This window comes from Rathayibacter sp. PhB186, from assembly GCF_003751825.1.
Lineage (GTDB): Bacteria > Actinomycetota > Actinomycetes > Actinomycetales > Microbacteriaceae > Rathayibacter > Rathayibacter festucae.
The window spans coordinates 754,826-772,874 of record NZ_RJKO01000001.1 but is presented as its reverse complement, the minus strand read 5'-3'; the positions used below and the strand labels follow the sequence as shown (position 1 = coordinate 772,874).

Below are 18,049 nucleotides of genomic sequence, written 5' to 3'. Positions count from 1 at the left end.
CGTGCCCGAGGGTGACACCGTCTACCGCTCCGCCCACAACCTCGCCGACGCCCTCGACGGGCAGGTGCTGACCCGCTGCGACGTCCGCGTGCCGAAGTTCGCGACGGTCGACCTCACCGGCGAGACCATCGACTCCGTCGTCCCGCGCGGCAAGCACCTGCTGATGCGCATCGGCGACGCGGTGATCCACTCGCACCTCAAGATGGAGGGCAGCTGGCACCTCTACTCGCTGACCGGCGACCGGCCGAAGTGGCACCGCCCCGCCTTCCAGGCGCGCATCGTGCTCGAGACGGACGAGTGGCAGGCCGTCGGCTTCGAGCTCGGCCTGCTCGAGATCGTGCCGCGCGCCGCCGAGGAGGATGTCGTCGGCTACCTCGGCCCCGATCTGCTCGGTGCGGACTGGGACGCGGACGAGGCACTGCGGCGCCTCGCCGCCGACCCGGAGCGGCCGATCGGACTGGCGCTGCTCGACCAGCGGATCATGGCCGGGCTCGGCAACGTCTACCGGGCCGAGCTCTGCTTCCTCCGCGGTGTGCTGCCCACGCGTCCCGTCGGCGAGAGCGGCGACCTCGTCCGCACCATCGCCCTCGCGAAGAAGCTGATCACCGTCAACCGCGAGCGCATCGAGCGGACGACGACGGGCAACCTCCGCCCCGGGCAGCAGCTGTGGGTCTACGGCCGCGACCGCAAGCCGTGCCGGCGCTGCGGCACCGCGATTCGCCGCGGCGAGCTCGGCGACGACGAGCTGCAGCTGCGGGTCACCTACTGGTGTCCGCGCTGCCAGACCTGACGCCCGGCGCTGTCGCGCCGCGTGCCCGCTACTCCTCGACGGCGGCCGAGCGGTGCCCGGGGACGTGCTTGACGTGCAGGGCGACGTCGCTGAGCCGCTCGATCCGGTCGACGTGGCGGGCGGCGCTCGCGTCCTCGGCGACGATCCAGCTGCCGACGAGCAGGTAGGGGTCGCGGCCGCCGGCGGTGAGCGGCCCGGTCACGGTGAAGGAGCCGATCGTCGGCGTCGAGAAGGTCACCCGCACCGGGTCTCCGTGGGCGAGCCCGTCGACGGACCGGTTCCCGTCGGCTCCCGCCTCCGGCTCGGGTGCGAGCGCGATGCTCTGGATCTCGGTCCCCGTGTTGAGGAAGACGTCGGCGACGACGAGCTCCCCGCCGACCGCCTGCCGGACGACGCCCTCGATGCCGTAGAGCCCGTAGCGCGGCGAGCGGACGAGCACCCGTACCGAGTCGCCGATCGAGACCTCCGCGAGGGCCCCGCGGATCGACGCGACGTCCCGCCGGGCGGGAGCTGCGGACAGGGCCTCGAGGATCGCACTGGACATCCCGCCAGGCTAGCCGGTCGAGCGAGAAAGATGCGCTGAGACGAGTGCTGCACGACCCTCGACGATGCAGGCACCGGAGGAGCAGAGGGCTATCGGCCCGCGGGGAAGCGGGCTCTCGAGGAGTGCGGAGACGGTGGGATTTGAACCCACGGAACCCAATAAAGGGTTCTCCACCTTAGCAGGGTGGTGCACTCGACCGGACTATGCGACGTCTCCTGAGCGCCCGCCAGGCGAACGCACGACGACCACTATAACCGCACCCGGGAGCCGGGCGTGACACCCGGCGCTGCGGCGCTACTGCTCGTCGAGGGTGCGGCCGACGGTGCAGGTCTGCTGGTCGGCGGTCTGGCCGGTGACGTCGCTCGGGAGGGCGACGGCGGTCTCGCCCGGAGCCGGCGTCGCCGGGTCCGCGGTCGCAGCGGGGTCCGAGGTGGCCGCGTCCGAGGTGGCCGGATCCGAGGGAGCCGCCGAGCCGGTCGCGGCGGGCGTCGACCCGTCGGCCGACTCCGAGCCGCCGCCGGTGGTGCCGGTGAGGGCGATCGGCTGGTCGGCCAGGAGGGCGGCGTTCAGCGTCGCCGACGCCTCCTCGCTCGGGTAGACGCCGTCGCCGTCGATGTAGGTCGGGTACTGGACGAAGACGACGCTGGCGAGGTCCACGTCCTTCACCGCGAGGCCGATCGAGACGAGGGTGTTGACGTTCTCGAGCGAGGTGGAGAGCTGCATGTTCGAGACGGCCGCCTTGCCGAGGCCGTAGAGGGCGACGGGGTTCGAGAGCGTCGAGGCGTCCTTCACCTTGCGCACCAGCGACGACAGGTACACCTGCTGGCTGGAGATGCGCGTGAGGTCGCTGCCGTCGCCGACGCCGTGCCGGGTGCGCAGGAAGGCGAGCGCCTCGGCGCCGACCAGCGTGTGCGTGCCGGCGGTGAGGTTCAGGCCGGTGTACTCGTCCTCGATCGGGGTGGCGACGCAGACGTCGACCCCACCCACCGCGTTCGACATCTCGATGACGCCGTCGAACTGGATGAGGGCGGCGTAGGGGATGTCGAGGCCGGTGAGCTGCTCCACGGTCTGCACGGTGCAGGCCAGCCCGCCGTAGCTCAGCGAGGTGTTGATCTTGGCGGAGCGGAGCGCGTCCGAGACGGTGCCCGTCGCCGGGTCGGTGCAGGACGGGATCGGCACGTACATGTCGCGGGGGAAGCTGATCACCTCGACCGTGGAGTGGTCCTCGGAGATGTGCATCAGCATCGTGACGTCGTTGAGGTTCTCGGAGCGGTCGCCGTACGCGCCCGCCGCGGAGCCCTCGGCGCTGTCGCTGCCCGCGAGCAGGATGTTGACGCCGCCCTCGATCGCGCCGATCTCCGGGACGGCGGAGCCGGCGTCGGTCGAGCCGATGCCGAGGTCGACGGAGGGACGCGCGCTGCCCGCGATCATCGAGAGGGCGATCACCACGATCGAGATCGTGCTGAGCACGCCGACGCCGACGCAGGCCGCGAGGATCCGCCCGGCGAACCGGAGTCCGCTGTGCGGCCGCAGCCGCCCGTGACGGGCCGCTGTCCGGCGCGAGACGACGGGGTCGGTCATCGGTTCCGCCTCCGGCGTCAGCCGAAGAACCCGACCGAGCAGGTCTGCTGATCGGCGGGCTGGCCGGTGATGGCCTCCGGGAGCTCGACCGGTGCGCCGGCCGCGGGCGTGCCGGGCGCGGCGGTCGCGCCGGGAGTCGCCTCCGCGGTCGCGAGCGGGTCGGTCGTGGCGGGGCCGGCGGCGGGGGCCTCGGTCGCCGCAGGAGCCGCGGGCTCACCCGAGGTCGTCGCGCCGGCGCCGGTGCCACCGGTGAGGGCGATCGGCTGGTCCGTCTGCAGGGCGGTGGCGAGCACGTCGCCCGCGGTGCGGTCGGGGACGACGCCACCGGACACCGAGCCGGTCGGGTACTGCGCGAACACGACGTTCGCGATGTCGACGTCCTTGAGCGCGAGGCCCATCTGCACGAGGGTATTGACGTTGTTGAGCTCGGTCGAGAGCGTCATGTTGCCCAGGGCGGCCTTGGCGAGTCCGTAGAGCGCGACCGGGTTGAGCAGCGTGTCGGCGCTCTTGACCTGGCGGACCAGCGAGGAGAGGAAGACCTGCTGGTTGCTGATCCGGGTCAGGTCGCTGCCGTCGCCGATGCCGTGCCGGCTGCGGAGGAACTGCAGCGCGGCCATGCCCTCGAGCGAGTGCACGCCGGGCTCGAGGTAGGTGTTGGTGTACGGATCCGCGATCTCGGTCGCGACGCAGACGTCGACTCCGCCGATCGCGTTCGACATCTCGATGACGCCGTTGAACTGCACGACCGCGCCGTAGTCGACCCGGACGCCGAGCAGCTCCTCCGCGACGCCGGCGACGCAGCCGAGGCTGACGTCCTTGCCCATCGCCTCGTTGATCTTGGTGTCGTAGCGGGCGGGGATGGTCTCCCCCGTCACCGCGTTGACGCAGGACGGGATGTCGACGTACATGTCGCGGGGGAAGCTGACGACGGTCGCGTTGCTGTGGTCGGCCGAGACGTGCATCAGCATGTTCACGTCGTTGAGGACGCTGGTCTCCTCGTCCGGGTCACCGTAGGCGTCGCCCTGACCCTGGCGCGAATCGCTGCCGACGACGAGGACGTTGAATCCGCCCTCGAGGGCGCCGATCTCGGGGACCGAGCCGGCCGCGACCTCGGAGCCCGCCGCGATCGGGTGCAGGCTGACGGACGGCTGGGCGGACTGCACGAGCAGCGTCGCGGCGATCGCGACGATCGAGATCGAGGCGACGATGCCCACTCCCGAGACGGTCGCAGCGGCCTTGACGAGGGTCCGCGGCAGGCTGTGGCGCTTCTGCCGTCCGTGCCGGACGTGGGGTCGCGGCGTGCGCGCCGACTCGTCCGCGGCGGAGTGGTCCGTCGAAGGGCGCGTCGTGCGCATCCGTCTCCCGTTCGTCTGTGGGCTGGGGCTGGTGGGGCTGGGGCGTGGAGCTGAGGGCGGGCCTGGGACCCGCGGGCACGGAGGAGGGGACTCCCACCGCGTCGGGACATAGTACCCAGAGCGCTCCGGAAAGCCATCCGTCGCCCGGAATTCGCGCCGGAGGGCAGGGGCGGCCGCGCCAGACGGCCACCCGCCCCGCGCTCAGCCCTGCTGCTCGACGACGCTGATCGCCCAGACCACCCCGAAGCGGTCGGTGAGCATGCCGAAGCCGGCCGACCAGGCCGACGCCGCGAGCGGCTCGACGACGCTCGCTCCGTCGGCGAGCGCGTCCCAGTGGCCGGTCGCCTCCTCGAGCGTCGCGGCCTGCAGCGCCAGGAAGAAGGGACGGTCGGTGATCGTCGTGCCGTTCTCGCGGCGCGTGGATCCGGCCTGCAGGTCCGCCTCGCTCGCGGGGACGTCGTACGCCATCACGGTGAATCCGCCCGCGCCGACGACCTGGCCGTGGACGACGCGATCGGTGTCGGGCAGGCCCGCCGGCATCCCGAAGTCGCCGTAGGTCCGGACGACGGCCCGGCCGCCGAAGACGGCGGCGTAGTACTCGAGGGCGGCGCGGGCCTCTCCGGTGAAGGTGAGGTGTGCGACGACTGCTGCGGTCATGGTGTGCTCCTTCGCTGCGCGGCGGTTGGGCCGCGGTTCTCCCCGTTCCTCCGGGGCTTGAGAACACGATCTCGTCGGTACCGGCCAGGGAACGTCCGCTTCGCGCGCGATGATCGTTCCGTGCCCACCTCCTCCTCGCCCTCCACCTCGAAGCGGCTGCTCGCCCTCCTGTCGCTGCTGCAGTCGCGCCGCGACTGGTCCGCTCCAGTGCTGGCGGACCGGCTGGAGGTGAGCGAGCGCACCGTCCGGCGCGACGTCGAGCGGCTGCGCGAGCTCGACTACGTGATCGAGACCACGCGCGGCCCCGACGGCGGCTACCGCCTGGCCGCCGGCACGGAGCTGCCGCCGCTGCTCTTCGACGACGAGCAGGCCGTCGTGATCGCCCTGGCGCTGCGGACCGCCGGCACCCTCGGCACGGACCTGGACGAGGCGGCCGAGCGGGCGCTCCGAACGATCCGCCGACTGCTGCCGAGGCGCCTCGCGCACCGGATCGACGGGCTCGCGGCGAGCGCCGGCGCCGCGACCCGCCCGGCCGAGGCGCGCGCCGACGCCGGCGTGCTGCTGCGCATCGGCGACGCGATCCGCGACGCGCTGACCCTCCGCTTCGACTACGACTCCCCCGCAGGACCGGCCGACGCCGAACCCGCCGCCCGCACGACCGAGCCGCACCACCTCGTCCTCGCCGGCGGCCGCTGGTACCTGATCGGCTGGACTCCCGAGCGCGACGACTGGCGCACCTACCGGGTCGACCGGATCCGGCTCCGCAGTCACACCGGCGCCAGCTTCACCCCGCGGTCCGTGCCGGGCGGCGACCCCGCGGCGTTCCTCTCAGCCCGCTCCAAGGGCTCGACCGGCGCAGACACCTGGCCGTGCGGGGGCTCGGCGATCCTCGACGCCGACGCCGTGCAGATCGCCCCGTACCTCGGCGACGGCACGCTGAGCGTCGAGCCGGACGGCCGCTGCCGGATCCGCGTCGGCTCCTGGTCCTGGCCCGGCGTCGCCGCGTCGATCGCCCGCTTCGACGCGCCGATCACCGATGTGGAGCCGGTCGAGCTCCGCGCGGCGTTCGCCCGCCTGGCCGCGCGAGCAGTGGACGCCGCGCGCCCGGGCGACGACACCGGCTGACCGACGCGCCGACGCCCGGGCTCAGGGCCGCAGCGTCCGCCGGAGGAACCGCACCTGATCCTCGAGGCTGGCCTGCGACACGGCGGCGTCCGGCACCAGCTGATCGAAGACGTGGTACGTGCCGGCCCAGAGCCGCAGATCGACGGGGACCCGGTCCTCGAGGAGCCGCGCTCCGAATCGGAGCGCCTCGTCGCGCAGGGGATCGAGCTCGGCGGCCAGGAGATAGGTCTCGGGCAGTCCGATCAGCGACTCCCGTCGCGCCGGTGCCGCGTACTCGTCGGCCGGCGCACCGGCGAGGTAGAGCCGCCACATGACCGCGGCGTTGCGGTTGTCCCAGACCGGCGTGGCATCGAACTCCCGCATCGACGAGCTGTGCAGGCGGTCGTCCAGCACGGGGAACAGCAGCAGCTGCGCCCGCGGCACCCGCTCCCCCTCGTCGAGGGCGAGCATGCTCACTCCCGCCGCCAGTGCGCCGCCGGCGCTGACGCCGGCGACCGCGATCCTGGCGGGATCGATCCCGAGCTCGACCGCTCGCTCGATCATCCACCGGAGCACCGCCCGGCAGTCGCGGAGGCCGTGCGGATACGCGTGCTCCGGCGCGAGACGGTAGTCGACCGAGACGACGAGGCAGCCCGCGTCCCCCGCGTAGCGCAGGCAGCGGGCGTTCTCGGAGAGGGTGTCCCCCGCGACGAAGGCGCCGCCGTGCAGGAAGAGCAGCGCGGACCCGACGGACGCCGACGGGCGATAGAGCCGGAGGCCGATGTCGTGTCCGTCGAGGCGCACCGAGCGCGACTCGATCGCGACGGACCCGCCGAATTCCACCTCGGCGGACGACGGCTGCATCGTCGACGAGCCCATCAGTCGCCGGGTGCCCTCGACGTCGTTCAGATCGGGCCGGAGCATCAGCTCGGTGGCGGCGGCGAGCTCAGCGTCCACGGCGGCCACCGCCTGCCGCGCCCAGGGCGCTCACGCCTCGTCCGGCTCCGCCTCGGCGATGCGCAGCAGCTGCAGCGCGAGCCACGCGTCGTTGCGCTGCACGGCGTCGAACACGTCGATCCCCAGCTTCGCGCCCACGTTCTTCAGCCGGTGCCCCAGCGAGCTGTGGTGCAGCAGGAGCTCCGTCGCCGCCGCGCGGACGTTCGCGTGGCGGCAGTACGCGTCCAGGGCGAGGATCTCGCCCAGACCGACGGGCGTCCGCACCAGGAGCTGCATCCGCTGCACGAGCTCCGAGCCGGCGGCCTCCGCCGGGGAGACCCGGGCGAGGCAGCGCAACGAGCCGAGCGCGTCGTGCGCAAGCGCGCGCGGACCGAGCACCGGCGAGCACAGCCGCAGCGTGCGCAGCGCGGAGAGGTAGGAGTCCCGCGGCGAGAGCGCCGAGGCCGTCGCGCCGACGGCGACGGTCTCGGCGCCCTCGGGGAGCGTGCCCGGCCGCGTCCCGGGACCGTGCAGCAGCACCGCGTGCGCCGTCCCGAAGCGCACGGGAGCGGTGCAGCGGCGCTCCGGCCCGCACCACTCCCGCCAGCCGCGCGGATCCGAGAGCGGTCCGCTCGCGCCCCGGGCGAGGACGACGCGCACTCGCCAGTCCGGCCGGAAGCCCAGCCGCCGGAGCGCCTCCTCCCGGTGCTCCGTGATCGAGGGCAGCGCCTCGATGAGCATCCGCAGCGGCTCGCCGTCGCCCAGCCGGGCCGCGTCGGCCTGCCGGATGAGGATCGTGGCCGCTGTCAGGGACATGCGCTCGAGGATCAGCTGCGCCATGTCCGGGTCGCTGCTCGCGGGCACCACCCAGACCAGGCCGGCGTCCGCCGTGTCCCCGCCGATCGTCGTGCTGATCGCGCCGGTCGGCGGATCGTGCGGCCTCGCGCGTCCGAGGCTGTCGAAGCCGCAGCCACCGCCCGGACCAGCGAACCCCGCCTCGGTCCCGATCAGCATTGCCGTCGAGCGCACCAGCTCGTCGATCCCGGCCCGGAACTGCTGGAGCTTGTCGAAGAAGCTGACGACGCGCAGCGCGTCCGCACCGCTCTCGCCGCCCTCGGACAGCCGCCGGAGAAGACCCTCCATGCGTCACAGCCTCACTCGTCATCGCGTGCTCGCAACCGGTCGATCGCCAGGGCGAGCACCAGCACGGTCCCCGTCGCGATGCCCTGCCAGTAGGACGATACATTCAGGATCACGAGGCCGTTGCTCAGCGTCGAGAGGAAGACGATGCCGAGCGCCGTGCGCGGAATGCTGCCGCGGCCGCCGAAGAGCGAGGTCCCGCCGAGCACGACCGCGGCGAAGATGTCGAACTCGGCGCCCTGGCCGTTGTTCGCGGATCCGGAGCCGAGCCGCCCCGCGAGGAGCACGCCGGCCACCGCCGAGAGCGCCCCGGCGACCACGAAGACCTGCATCGCGTGCAGGTTCACCCGCAGCCCCGCGACCCTCGAGGCCCGCCCGGACGAGCCGATCGCGTAGGACCGCAGTCCCCAGGTCGTCGTGCGCATCACGAGCCACGCGACGACGTAGAGGACGGTCACGAGCACCACCGCGACCGGGAGCGGGCCGATCGACCCGGTGCCGACCCAGAGCAGGAGGTCGAAGCCCTCCACGACCGGCGCCGCGATCGACTGCCCGCTGGTCCAGACCTGAGCGGCACCGCGCACCACCAGCGCCACCGCGAGCGTCGAGATGAACCCCGGGATCCGGAGGCTCTCGGTCAGGACGCCGTTGACGAGGCCGAGCAGGGCCCCGAGCGCGATCGCCCCGAGGACGGCGACGAGCGGCGGCAGCCCGGCCTGCAGGAGCGAGACGCAGGTGATCCCGGACGCCGCGATCAGCGCGCCCTGGCTGATGTCGAGCCGGCCGGCGATCAGGATGATCGTCGCGCCGATCGCCGCGACGCCGAGCACCGCCGACTGCCGCAGCACGACGAAGAGGTTGTCCACGGTGAAGAACGTCGTCGAGCTGACGGCGAAGACGACGATCATCACGGCCAGCGCCACCGGGAGGACGATCGTGGCGAGGCGCTCCTGGTCGAACCCGCGGCGCGGAGCGCGGGCCACTCCGGGAACGGGCGTGTCGAGGCGGGTCATGACACGCCTCCGGTCGCTGCGGACATGAGTTCTCCTTCGGTGGCTGTGGTCGCCGGGAGCTCCCGGACGACGGCGCCGTTGCGGACGACGACGATCCGGTCGCAGGCGGCGCGCAGCTCGGCGATCTCCGAGCTGATGAGCAGGACGGCGACGCCCTGCGCGGTGAGATCCCAGACCGTGTCGATGAGATCGGCCTTGGCCCGGACGTCGATGCCGTGGGTGGGCTCGTCGAGGACGAGCAGGGACAGGTCCTCGGCGAGCAGGCGCCCGACGAGGACCTTCTGCTGATTGCCCCCGGAGAGCGAGCGGATGTCGAGGGCGTCGCTCGCGGCCTTGATCCGCAGTCGGGACGTCATCTCGGCGACGAGGGCGGTCACCGCGCGCCGGTCGAAGACGCCGCCTCGAGCGACGTTCCGCGGCGCCCGGACGATCATGTTCCGCCGCACGCTGAGGTGCGGCAGGATTCCCTCGCTGCGGCGGTCCTCGGAGAGGTACGCGACACCGCGGGCGAAGCCGGCGGCGGCGGAGCGGGGACGGTAGGGCCGGCCGGCCAGCTGCATCGAGCCGGACTGCAGGGCCTCCAGCCCGGCGATCGAGCGGCCGATCGACGACTTGCCCGCGCCGACGAGCCCGAAGACGCCCAGCACCTCGCCCCGCCGGATCGCGAGGTCGACGGGCGGGCGTCCCTTGACCACCAGAGCACTGCCGACGAAGGCGGGCTCGCCGAAGACGGCCGCCCGCTCGACCCGGGTGACAGCGGCGGACCCGGGCACCATGGCGTCGACCACCTGCGGCAGCACGGCCGCGGTGGCGCCGAACTCGCCGGCGACGCGCCCGTCCCGCAGCACGACGATGCTGTCGCAGAGCTGGACGACCTCGTCGAGCCGGTGCGAGATGAAGACGACGCCGACGCCCTCGTCGCTGAGCGAGCGCATCACGCGGAAGAGGCGAGCCGCCTCGAACGGCGTGAGCGAGGACGTCGGCTCGTCCAGGAGCAGGACGGATCCGGCGCTGCGCAGCGCGCGGGCGGCCGCGATCAGCTGGCGGTCGCCGATCGACACGTCGCGCACCGGGGTGTCGACGTCGTTCTCGAGCCCCATCCGGCGCAGCAGCGCGCGAGCGGCCTCGCGCATCCGCCGCCGGTCGAGCCGCAGCGCCCGCTGGAACACCCGCTCATCGCCGAGGAAGAGGTTCTCGGCGATCGTGAGATCCGGAACGAGATCCAGCTCCTGGCGCACCACGCCGATGCCCTTCTGCTGCGCCTCCCGAGGGCTGGAGAACGAGACGGGCTCCCCGTCCACCCGCAGCTCGCCCGAATCGGGTGGCAGCTGGCCGGTGAGGATGTTGATCAGGGTGGACTTGCCCGCCCCGTTGGCGCCGGCCAGTCCGAGGATCCGGCCCGCGCGCACCGTGAGATCGACGCCGGTGAGGGCCGCGACCCCGCCGAAGGACTTGCTCACTCCGCGGACGGTGAGGACGGCGGCGCTGCCGTGCGGTGCCGTCATCCGAGGGAGTCCAGGATCCCCTGGGCGTTCTCCGCCGTCACGAGCTCGACGGGCACGATCTGCTCGCGCTCCACGTCGCCGCCCGAGGAGAGCTCGAGGACCGCTCGGGCGATGATCTCGCCCTGCTGGACCGGGAAGAGTCCCACCGTCGAGACGACCTCCCCGGACAGGACGCCCTGAAGGATCCGCGCGTCCTCGCCGCCCGTGACGATCGCCACGTCCTCGCCGGGGGTGCGTCCCGAGGCCTTGACCGCGGAGAGCGCCCCGAGCGCGCTGGAATCGTTCAGGCCGACGATCAGGTCGAGATCGGGGTGCGCCTGCAGGACGGTCGAGGTCTGCGCGTTGCCGGTGTCCTCCTGATACGCCTCGACCTCGCTGACGAGCGTCCACTCCCCCTCCCCGAGCGCCGCGTCGAGCCCCGCGATCACGCCCTCGTGCCGGGCGATCAGCGGTGCACCGCCCGAGTCCTGGTGCAGGATCGCGACGGTGGGCTTCTCGTCCGCGCGGTTCGCCGCGAGCCAGCCGCCGGCGCTCTCGCCCTCGAGCTCGCCGAAGGCGCGGTCGTCGAGGTTGAAGACGACGTCCGCCTCGGGGATGTCGGTCGCGAGGCCGATGACGAGGACGTCCTGCCCTGCCAGGCGGCGTGCCACCGGCGAGATCGCCTTCGGGTCCGTCGGGCACACGATCACCGCCTTGGCGCCTGCCGCGACGAGGTTCTCGATGCCGGAGACCTGCTCGCCGGACTCGCCGTCGGGGTCGGAGGTGACGACGTCGATGCCGCAGTCGCCGAGGACGCTCTGCAGTCCCTTCTCGACCAGCGGGAAGTAGCCGCCCGAGTTGGAGTACGGCGAGTAGCCGACGCGGGTGAGCCCGACGCCGTCGCACTCGGCCGGGCGCTCGCCGGCCGGGGGCGACGGGGTCGCGCTCTGACAGCCGGTCAGCGGCAGCAGCACCACCACGGCCGCGGCAAGTGCCGACGTCAGGCGGCGGGATCTCGTGGTGGGTCCGTGGACGTGCATCGTGTCTCCTTCGACAGGCAGTGCGGGTGGGGCGACTCCTCGCGAGGGGATCGACGCCACCGGCCACTCTGCCGACGCAGCGGCCCGGAGTCATCCGGACAGCGACGCGCTTTCGCCCGCCACTTGGCGGATGGCAGCGCCACCACGGATGCGCCGAGCGGTCGGGTGACCGAGCTCGGATCCCGGTCACCCGTTCATCGGAGGGGTGGGCCCGACGGTGACCGGCGCAGAGTCGAGGAGACGCCTCGGGGATCGTCCCGGGCGCGACGCGCACCGAGCGAAGGAGAAGAGACCATGAACGAGAAGCACCTGACGGACGTCCGGGACCTGCCGATGACCGTGTTCGAGGTGGCGGACCAGGGCGGGGTGGTCGAGTCCCTCACCGCCGGTCACGGCATGAAGGAGCTCGCCGACTCCAACTGCGTCTGCTACATCTGCTGCGGCGGCCCCGCCGCCTGAGCGCCGAGGGCGCGCCGGTCGCCCCCTCGACGCGGCTCGCGAGCACGCGTCCCTCCGCGTGCCGCACCGGGCTCCCGTCCCGCTTCACGCAGGACGGGAGCCTTCTGCTGTCCGCGGCGACGCTGGAGGGGCAGCCCACCGGCCCTCCGGCGAGACCGTCTCGGCCACCGCCGCCGCGTACTCGGCGTGCCGGTCGTGGGTCGGCTGCCCGAAGGACCGCTGCAGGACCGTGCCGAGGAGCCGGGCGCAGTCGCCGTCGCGATCCGCGTCGCCGGCGCCCTCGGGCCGCAGGACGAAGCCGCCGACGACCGCTCCGACCGCCAGCCGCCCGGATTCCGAGCGCGCGTCGCCGAGCACGAGGTGGTGCCGGCTGAGAACGCCGAGGTAGCCCGGGTCGGAGAGCCGGGAGACGAGCGAGAGCCCGAGCCGGTCGGGCGCTCCGGGCTGGGCGCCGCGCGAGCCGAGGACCGCGCTGTCCCCGCGGTTGTAGGCGCCGAGCAGCGGCACCGCCATGGTCCCGTGGAAGAGCATCGCCGCGGTGAGGCCGAACGCGACCAGCTCCGGCCGGCGCAGGAGGGCCGCCCCGAGCTCGGCGTCGATCCGGCCCGCCTCGCGGACGAGGACGGCGTCGAGGAGCTCGTCCTTGCTGCTCCAGTGCAGGTAGAGCGTGCCCTTGCCGACGTGCGCGGCGTCGGCCACGTCCTGCATGCAGACCTTGCGGTAGCCCCAGCGGAGGACGAGATCGCGCATCGCGTCGAGGATGCGCTCCCGCCGCCGCGGGTCGGCGGTCTCGGGTCGGCGCGGATGGGCGACCTCCGAGCCCCGGAGATCCGGGTCGTTCGACGCGTCTTCGCTCCCTGATGCGGGCGTCACGGGAACGGGTGCGGATCGGGGTTCAGCTCGTCCGGGAGCAGGTCGCGGTCGAGCGTGCCGAGTCGCCGCGGCAACTCGAGGAGCCGGGGAAGCCCGTCGATCCTGCGGTTGCGGTGGCCGAACGTCATCGGCACGGCACCCGGCACGAGCACCTTCACGCAGGCGAATCCGCCCGCGCGGTGCTCCGGGGTGGTCTGGTCGACGACGAGCACCTCGCCGATCCGGTCCACCGCGGCGCGGAGATCGACCGCCAGGTCCGCGGCGTCCGGGCGCACGCGGTCCGCTCCGCCGATGTCGTCGGCGCGGATCGTCGGACCGCCGCGGAGGAAGTCGAGGCGGTGGCGGGCGTCCGGGTGCGCGGAGAGGGCGGAGTGGTCGAGCATCGTGCGCACGGCGGAGGGGTCGCGCACCATCTCCGCGGCGTGCGCCTCCTCGCCCGGGTAGCGCCGGAGGAGGTCCGCCAGGATCGGGCCGAGCTCGTTCAGCGCGCCGAGCAGGGCGCGCTCGGGGTCCAGGCCCGCCCCGGCGGTGCAGAGGGCGGCCGGTCCGGAGCCGCCCTGCCGCGTCGCCAGCAGCCACACCGCCGGGATGCCCCAGTCCGTCGTGACGTCGAAGGCGGCGACGTCGTAGCCGGTCGCCGCGGTGATCGCCGCCGCCTGAGCGGGGACGAGCGGGTCGCGGCAGCTGGTCAGGTCGATGGCGGCGGGTGTGCTGCGGGTGTACCAGGTGCAGAGGAACGCGTCGCGCTCGACCGTCTCCAGCAGACCGTGCAGGGCGGCCTCCTCCCAGGAGGAGCCGAGCGCGCAGCCGTTCGAGACCTCGTAGTAGGAGACGGGGTCGTCCCCGCGCAGTCGCTGCGAGAAGTAGTAGGCGAGGGCCTCGGGGACCAGGCGCGCACGCCCCCCGGCGAAGGAGTGCGCCCAGACCCACTGGATCGGCACGTCCTCGTCGAACCGCCGGTAGCGGAAGGCCGCATCGTCGTAGGACTCGTCCGGATGCCGGCCGAAGACGTCGGGATGCACGGCGTCGGCGGCGAGCTGCTGATAGCTCCCCCGCACCGTCGAGCGGCGCCCGCCCGGCGCGACTCCCCCGTAGCGCTCGAGCGCCTCCAGCACGGCGGTGACCTCGGCGGACCGGTAGTCGCGACCGCGCCCGTAGCCCGGCTCGACGAGGCCGTCGAGCCGCATCGGCATCGGCGCGGCCGCCATGACCAGCCCGCCCTCGTCCCCGCGGCGCGTGGCGGCGATCGTCCCGCAGAAGGGGTCGATGTAGAGGGAGCAGAGGGCGTCGGCCTCGCCGACGACGTCGCGGATCCGCGCTCCGAACGGGACGGTCTTGGGCTGCGGCGCGAGGACGTGCTGGGCAGCCGCGGCGGTGTCCTCCGGGAGGTCGCCGCAGAGCACGCAGAGGGGCTCGGGGAGGAAGGCGTGGAACTCCACCGCCAGGGTGTCGAGGCGGACCACCGCGACCCGGCGCTGGGCACCCGCAGCCTCGCGCTCCCGGGCCAGGAGGCGCTCGAGCGAGATCGCCGCGACGTCGGTCGCCAGCTCGTCGAGCGCCTCGGGGCGGCGGCCCTCGAGCTGCTCCCTGTGCTCCTCCCTCAGGCGCAGCCGCCACGGCTCCACGCCGCCCAGCCGTTCCCGGCGGAGCGCCAGGCACCGCGGGCAGCCCGGGACTCCGGGGCGGACGAGGGGGCCGATCACGATGCGGTTCACCTCGACGTGCACGGGCAGCCACGGGACGTCCGCCGCGGGACGGCTCGGGATGCGCCAGGTGTCGGACGCTCGGACGACGACCCCGCTCGCCGCGCCGATGCCGGCCAGTGCGCTCTGGAGCAGTCCGTCCTCGGCGTCCGCAGCGTCGATCTCACCCGTGCTCACGGCAGGATCACCACCTTCCGGACGACGAGCCCGAGTCTCGCGACGACGGGATCGTGGTCGAGGTCGACCACGACGGCCCGCGGATCGGAGGTGGGAGCCGCTTCCCGCGCGAGCCTCAGCGCCTCCTCCTCCGTGTCGGCCACTCCGAGGCCGCCGGTCGCCGGCTCGGCGTCCGAGCAGCGGAAGGCGAAGGAGACCGGCACCCGGACGGTCGCGCTGTCGGCCAGGCACCGGCCCGGCACGGTGCACTCCGCGGGTGCGGCGACGATGTCGCGGACCGCCGCACGCAGCTCCTCGAGGCTCGCGGTCGGCGCGGCGACGGCGCGTCCTGCGGCGTCGAGCACCCGGCGCGGATCGAGGACCGACTCCGCGCGGACCGCGAGTGCCCGGCGCACGGCGTCCGCCCGTGCCTCCGCGAAGTCCGCGCCCTCGCCGACGACCTGGACGTCCCGCCGCGCGACGACGGCGTCGCAGGCGACCAGCGCTCGGGAGTGGTGCCGCGGCACCTGCGGCAGGTCCGCCTCCTCGATCAGCCGGACGACCCCGAAGTCGGGATCGACGAGCGTCATCGCGCGCTCCTCGAACGGGCCGGTCGCCTCCGGCTGCCCGGCCTGCCACGGGTGCGGGCTGATCCGGGTGAGCACGGTTCCCTCCGCAGTGACCGTCGTGGCCCGCCACGGATCCGTGCGGTCGGAGGCAGCGCGGCGGACCAGCTGGGCGACGGCCAGCCGGAGCACGTGCCCCTCGGGCCTGCCCGCCTCGACCCCGCGCTCTGCCGCTGCCACCAGCACCGGGAGCAGCTCCGCGCCGGGCGCCGGGCCGACGACCAGCGCCGCGCCGTCACGCAGCAGCACCGCCCCGTACGTCCGCTCCGGGTGCTCGCGGACCTCGTCGATCAGCCACCGCCCCCCGACCGGGCCGACCGCGAGCGAGCACTCGGGGAGCGCACGGCCGCTCCGCGCCACCGCGCGCTGCAGGAGGACCGTCTCGCCGAGGAGGCGGACGCGACCGGCGACGGGGGCCTCCCGGAGGAAGCCGAGGGTGAGCATCGCGCTGCGCACGCGCCGGAGTTGGTCGGCCCGGGCCGGATCGAGCGACCGCGCCCGCTCCTCGACGTCGTCGCCGGCCAGGATCCACGCCGCGATCACGCGCATCCAGCCCGCGACCTCGCCGGCCAGCTCGATGTCACCGGCGGCGGTCATGCCGTAGGTGCGCCCCTCATGGTCGATCACGCAGGCGCTGGTGTCCACGGTGAGGGTCATCGCGTCACCGCCGGCACCGGTCGTGGAATCGAGCCGACGATGAACTGGCCCACGCTGCACTCGAGGAGCGGGTCGCGACCGGTCGCCTCGGCGAAGGCGACGGGGTCGTCGGTCCCGAGCGGGCAGCCCGCCAGTCCCATCGCGCTGCACGCCCCGGCGAGGGCCTGGTAGAGCACCCCGGTGTCCTTCAGGACGAGCTCGAACGCCATCTGCTGGTACTTCCACATCACCCGGCCGACGCGGGCGGAGACGACGATCAGGACCTGCGGGGTGACCCCGGTCGCCGCGACCCCACTCGCGACCTGGACCATCCGGCGCACGGCGGGAGCGCCGATGCCGCACACCTCCTCCAGCTCGTGGCGGTGCGCGTCGTAGTGGTAGTACGCCGGCTCGAGCCCGGCGCAGCGCGAGACGGCGACGTACAGCTCGAGCTCCGCGAGCGAGCCGCCGGACGGCCGCGGCGAGCCGACCACCTCCGTCCCGTGGTCGACGCGCACCCAGCGGACCCGATCCGTCCGGTAGAGGAGCTCCCCGAGCTCGGCGACGTCGATCGGCGCGGCGTCGTCGTGGTCGCGCAGGGACACCCGGCGCTCGACGACCTCGGCATAGGGCGGGTCACTCGCACGCAGGGCGGCGAGATCGACCGCGGGGAGGGCGACCCGGCGCCCGCCGAACGGGACCGGGGCGGCGCCCTCCGGACCGAAACCCGCCTTCCCACCCCACCAGGTGCCGCCGAAGTCGGCGGCCGGGCCGCGATGGCCCTGCCGGCTGCGGTCGTGGAAGAGAAGCTCGTGGGGTGCCCACTGCCGGTAGCGGAACTCGGTGTCCTCCGGTCCGCCCGGCAGCGCGAGGAACCCGTGCCGCTGGAGCTCGCGGCGCAGGGCGGCGGCGAGACCGCCGGAGTCCGAGAGCGCGTCGGCGAGCAAGGACCGCCGGTGCAGCACGATCTCGGCACTGGCCAGCGGGGACTCGACGAGCAGGTCGGCGCCGTCGCGGCGGACCACGGCGAACCGCGAGAGGTCGAGGTCGGCGGACGGCTCAGGAGCGGGCTCGACCGCGGCCCGAAGCGGACGGACGACGAAGCCGGGACCGTCGTCGTCCCCGAACTCCTGGACGAGCCAGCCGTCCTCGCGCAGCCGCGCAGTCACAGGATCGTCGGCACCGCCCGGCCCGCCCTCGACGAGCTGCCGAAGTCGCTCGTCGACGTCCGCGCCGTCGCCGAGCGCCAGGGCTCGTGGCCACGCCATCACGGTCGTGCCGTTGGCGTCCCGTGTCGCGTACACCCCCGCTCGCAGGCGCTCAGTGCGAGGTCCCGGCACGTTCTCGTCGCTCATGACGGCTCCTTCTCCATCGAGAGGCGGGCGGCCCGAAGCTCAGAAGATGCGTCTCGGCGGAGGCGACCCGTCTCGAATATCGACAGAACGTCACTTTAGCGACCGGGTCCGACGACGATGTCACTGCGCGCCAGCGACGGACCTCGGGCCGCCAGCTCCTCGGGGCCGTCCGGGCCGACCGCGTGATCCGTGCATCGGGCCCTCCCTGCTGATCGAGCAGCCCACGCAGCGGGCCATTCATGCTGATCGAGTAGCCCGCGCAGCGGGCGTATCGAGATCCACCAGCATCAAGGGCGAGTCTTCAGTCCCGCCCTCCTGACGTTGGTGGGTCTCGATACGCCCCTGCGGGGCTACTCGACCAGCATGAAGGGACGCCGCCGCGGCCTTTACCTCACGACCAGCACGGCGGGACGCCGCTGCCTCCTGTCTCTCACCACGGCAGACACGACGGCAGGTTCGCGTGCACGTCTTCGCCACCAGCGGGGGGCGGCTTCGCCGCTCGATCAAGTGGCGGAGGGCTAGGGATTCGAACCCTAGAGACATCTCTGCCCACCAGTTTTCAAGACTGGCTCCATCGGCCGCTCGGACAGCCCTCCC

Annotated in this window: 16 protein-coding genes and 2 tRNA genes; 3 read left to right on the top strand and 15 right to left on the bottom strand. The window is 73.5% G+C overall.

Translation table 11 applies throughout. The features are described from left to right. Position 1: 1 nt before the first annotated feature. Positions 2 to 790: a DNA-formamidopyrimidine glycosylase family protein gene (locus EDF45_RS03605; RefSeq protein WP_123735010.1), complete on the top strand. Its 789-nt coding sequence runs from the start codon at positions 2 to 4 to the stop codon at positions 788 to 790. 28 nt (positions 791 to 818) lie between these two features. Here EDF45_RS03605 and EDF45_RS03600 read toward each other — a convergent pair whose 3' ends face one another. The 5 genes from EDF45_RS03600 to EDF45_RS03580 form a co-directional block, all read right to left on the bottom strand. Further along, complete coding sequence (locus tag EDF45_RS03600; protein WP_123735009.1) at positions 819 to 1,334, bottom strand: hypothetical protein; 516 nt, start codon at positions 1,332 to 1,334, stop codon at positions 819 to 821. A 125-nt stretch (positions 1,335 to 1,459) separates the two neighbouring features. Next, positions 1,460 to 1,550: transfer RNA gene (locus EDF45_RS03595), tRNA-Ser, on the bottom strand. Between the two features lie 78 nt (positions 1,551 to 1,628). After that, positions 1,629 to 2,915 (bottom strand): LCP family protein, encoded by a 1,287-nt coding sequence (locus tag EDF45_RS03590; protein WP_123735008.1) that lies wholly within the window; start codon positions 2,913 to 2,915, stop codon positions 1,629 to 1,631. 17 nt (positions 2,916 to 2,932) lie between these two features. Next, positions 2,933 to 4,270 (bottom strand): LCP family protein, encoded by a 1,338-nt coding sequence (locus EDF45_RS03585; protein ID WP_123735007.1) that lies wholly within the window; start codon positions 4,268 to 4,270, stop codon positions 2,933 to 2,935. Positions 4,271 to 4,471: 201 nt separating this feature from the next. Next, positions 4,472 to 4,927, bottom strand: a complete 456-nt coding sequence (locus EDF45_RS03580; protein ID WP_123735006.1) for a VOC family protein — start codon at positions 4,925 to 4,927, stop codon at positions 4,472 to 4,474. A gap of 120 nt (positions 4,928 to 5,047) precedes the next feature. Between EDF45_RS03580 and EDF45_RS03575 the strand changes: the two genes are divergently transcribed. Next, a complete protein-coding gene (locus EDF45_RS03575; protein WP_123735005.1) occupies positions 5,048 to 6,052 on the top strand; it encodes a YafY family protein in 1,005 nt (334 codons plus the stop codon). A 21-nt stretch (positions 6,053 to 6,073) separates the two neighbouring features. Here EDF45_RS03575 and EDF45_RS03570 read toward each other — a convergent pair whose 3' ends face one another. Genes EDF45_RS03570 through EDF45_RS03550 form a run of 5 tightly spaced genes read right to left on the bottom strand, consistent with a single transcriptional unit; the run spans position 6,074 to position 11,644 of the window. Then, entirely contained in the window at positions 6,074 to 6,988 is a 915-nt protein-coding gene (locus tag EDF45_RS03570) for an alpha/beta hydrolase (RefSeq protein ID WP_148060212.1), read from the bottom strand. Between the two features lie 30 nt (positions 6,989 to 7,018). Then, on the bottom strand, positions 7,019 to 8,110 hold the full coding sequence (locus EDF45_RS03565; RefSeq protein WP_123735003.1) for a helix-turn-helix domain-containing protein: 1,092 nt from the start codon (positions 8,108 to 8,110) through the stop codon (positions 7,019 to 7,021). A gap of 11 nt (positions 8,111 to 8,121) precedes the next feature. After that, positions 8,122 to 9,120, bottom strand: coding sequence for an ABC transporter permease (locus tag EDF45_RS03560; RefSeq protein ID WP_123733488.1), 999 nt, complete (start codon positions 9,118 to 9,120; stop codon positions 8,122 to 8,124). Continuing rightward, positions 9,117 to 10,625, bottom strand: coding sequence for a sugar ABC transporter ATP-binding protein (locus EDF45_RS03555; protein WP_123735002.1), 1,509 nt, complete (start codon positions 10,623 to 10,625; stop codon positions 9,117 to 9,119). Before EDF45_RS03555 ends, EDF45_RS03560 begins: the two co-directional genes overlap by 4 nt. Beyond that, positions 10,622 to 11,644: a sugar ABC transporter substrate-binding protein gene (locus tag EDF45_RS03550; RefSeq protein ID WP_123735001.1), complete on the bottom strand. Its 1,023-nt coding sequence runs from the start codon at positions 11,642 to 11,644 to the stop codon at positions 10,622 to 10,624. The genes EDF45_RS03555 and EDF45_RS03550 overlap by 4 nt, the downstream gene beginning before the upstream one ends. A 294-nt stretch (positions 11,645 to 11,938) precedes the next feature. On the opposite strand from EDF45_RS03550, the gene EDF45_RS03545 reads away from it, so the two are divergent. Then, positions 11,939 to 12,103 (top strand): thiomuracin/GE37468 family thiazolyl RiPP peptide, encoded by a 165-nt coding sequence (locus EDF45_RS03545; RefSeq protein WP_123445007.1) that lies wholly within the window; start codon positions 11,939 to 11,941, stop codon positions 12,101 to 12,103. An 84-nt stretch (positions 12,104 to 12,187) separates the two neighbouring features. Here EDF45_RS03545 and EDF45_RS21545 read toward each other — a convergent pair whose 3' ends face one another. From EDF45_RS21545 to EDF45_RS03525, 5 genes are all read right to left on the bottom strand, one after another. Beyond that, entirely contained in the window at positions 12,188 to 12,853 is a 666-nt protein-coding gene (locus EDF45_RS21545; RefSeq protein WP_123735571.1) for a TetR/AcrR family transcriptional regulator, read from the bottom strand. Between the two features lie 119 nt (positions 12,854 to 12,972). Beyond that, complete coding sequence (locus EDF45_RS03535) at positions 12,973 to 14,856, bottom strand: TOMM precursor leader peptide-binding protein (protein ID WP_185020078.1); 1,884 nt, start codon at positions 14,854 to 14,856, stop codon at positions 12,973 to 12,975. After that, positions 14,853 to 16,118 (bottom strand): hypothetical protein, encoded by a 1,266-nt coding sequence (locus EDF45_RS21155; protein WP_185020077.1) that lies wholly within the window; start codon positions 16,116 to 16,118, stop codon positions 14,853 to 14,855. The genes EDF45_RS03535 and EDF45_RS21155 overlap by 4 nt, the downstream gene beginning before the upstream one ends. Continuing rightward, a complete protein-coding gene (locus EDF45_RS03530; protein ID WP_123734999.1) occupies positions 16,115 to 17,452 on the bottom strand; it encodes a SagB family peptide dehydrogenase in 1,338 nt (445 codons plus the stop codon). The genes EDF45_RS21155 and EDF45_RS03530 overlap by 4 nt, the downstream gene beginning before the upstream one ends. Before the next feature lie 508 nt (positions 17,453 to 17,960). After that, positions 17,961 to 18,048 (bottom strand) — tRNA-Ser (locus EDF45_RS03525). Between the last annotated feature and the right edge of the window lies 1 nt (position 18,049).

Excerpts from the sequence above, each read along its gene's own strand:
- EDF45_RS03565 (WP_123735003.1), bottom strand. The coding sequence starts at position 8,110 with ATGGAGGGTCTTCTCCGGCGGCTGTCCGAGGGCGGCGAGAGCGGTGCG.
- EDF45_RS03545 (WP_123445007.1), top strand. The coding sequence starts at position 11,939 with ATGAACGAGAAGCACCTGACGGACGTCCGGGACCTGCCGATGACCGTG.
- EDF45_RS03600 (WP_123735009.1), bottom strand. The coding sequence starts at position 1,334 with ATGTCCAGTGCGATCCTCGAGGCCCTGTCCGCAGCTCCCGCCCGGCGG.
- EDF45_RS03580 (WP_123735006.1), bottom strand. The coding sequence starts at position 4,927 with ATGACCGCAGCAGTCGTCGCACACCTCACCTTCACCGGAGAGGCCCGC.
- EDF45_RS03530 (WP_123734999.1), bottom strand. The coding sequence starts at position 17,452 with ATGAGCGACGAGAACGTGCCGGGACCTCGCACTGAGCGCCTGCGAGCG.
- EDF45_RS21545 (WP_123735571.1), bottom strand. The coding sequence starts at position 12,853 with ATGCGCGATCTCGTCCTCCGCTGGGGCTACCGCAAGGTCTGCATGCAG.
- EDF45_RS03555 (WP_123735002.1), bottom strand. The coding sequence starts at position 10,625 with ATGACGGCACCGCACGGCAGCGCCGCCGTCCTCACCGTCCGCGGAGTG.
- EDF45_RS21155 (WP_185020077.1), bottom strand. The coding sequence starts at position 16,118 with ATGACCCTCACCGTGGACACCAGCGCCTGCGTGATCGACCATGAGGGG.
- EDF45_RS03560 (WP_123733488.1), bottom strand. The coding sequence starts at position 9,120 with ATGACCCGCCTCGACACGCCCGTTCCCGGAGTGGCCCGCGCTCCGCGC.
- EDF45_RS03590 (WP_123735008.1), bottom strand. The coding sequence starts at position 2,915 with ATGACCGACCCCGTCGTCTCGCGCCGGACAGCGGCCCGTCACGGGCGG.
- EDF45_RS03550 (WP_123735001.1), bottom strand. The coding sequence starts at position 11,644 with ATGCACGTCCACGGACCCACCACGAGATCCCGCCGCCTGACGTCGGCA.
- EDF45_RS03585 (WP_123735007.1), bottom strand. The coding sequence starts at position 4,270 with ATGCGCACGACGCGCCCTTCGACGGACCACTCCGCCGCGGACGAGTCG.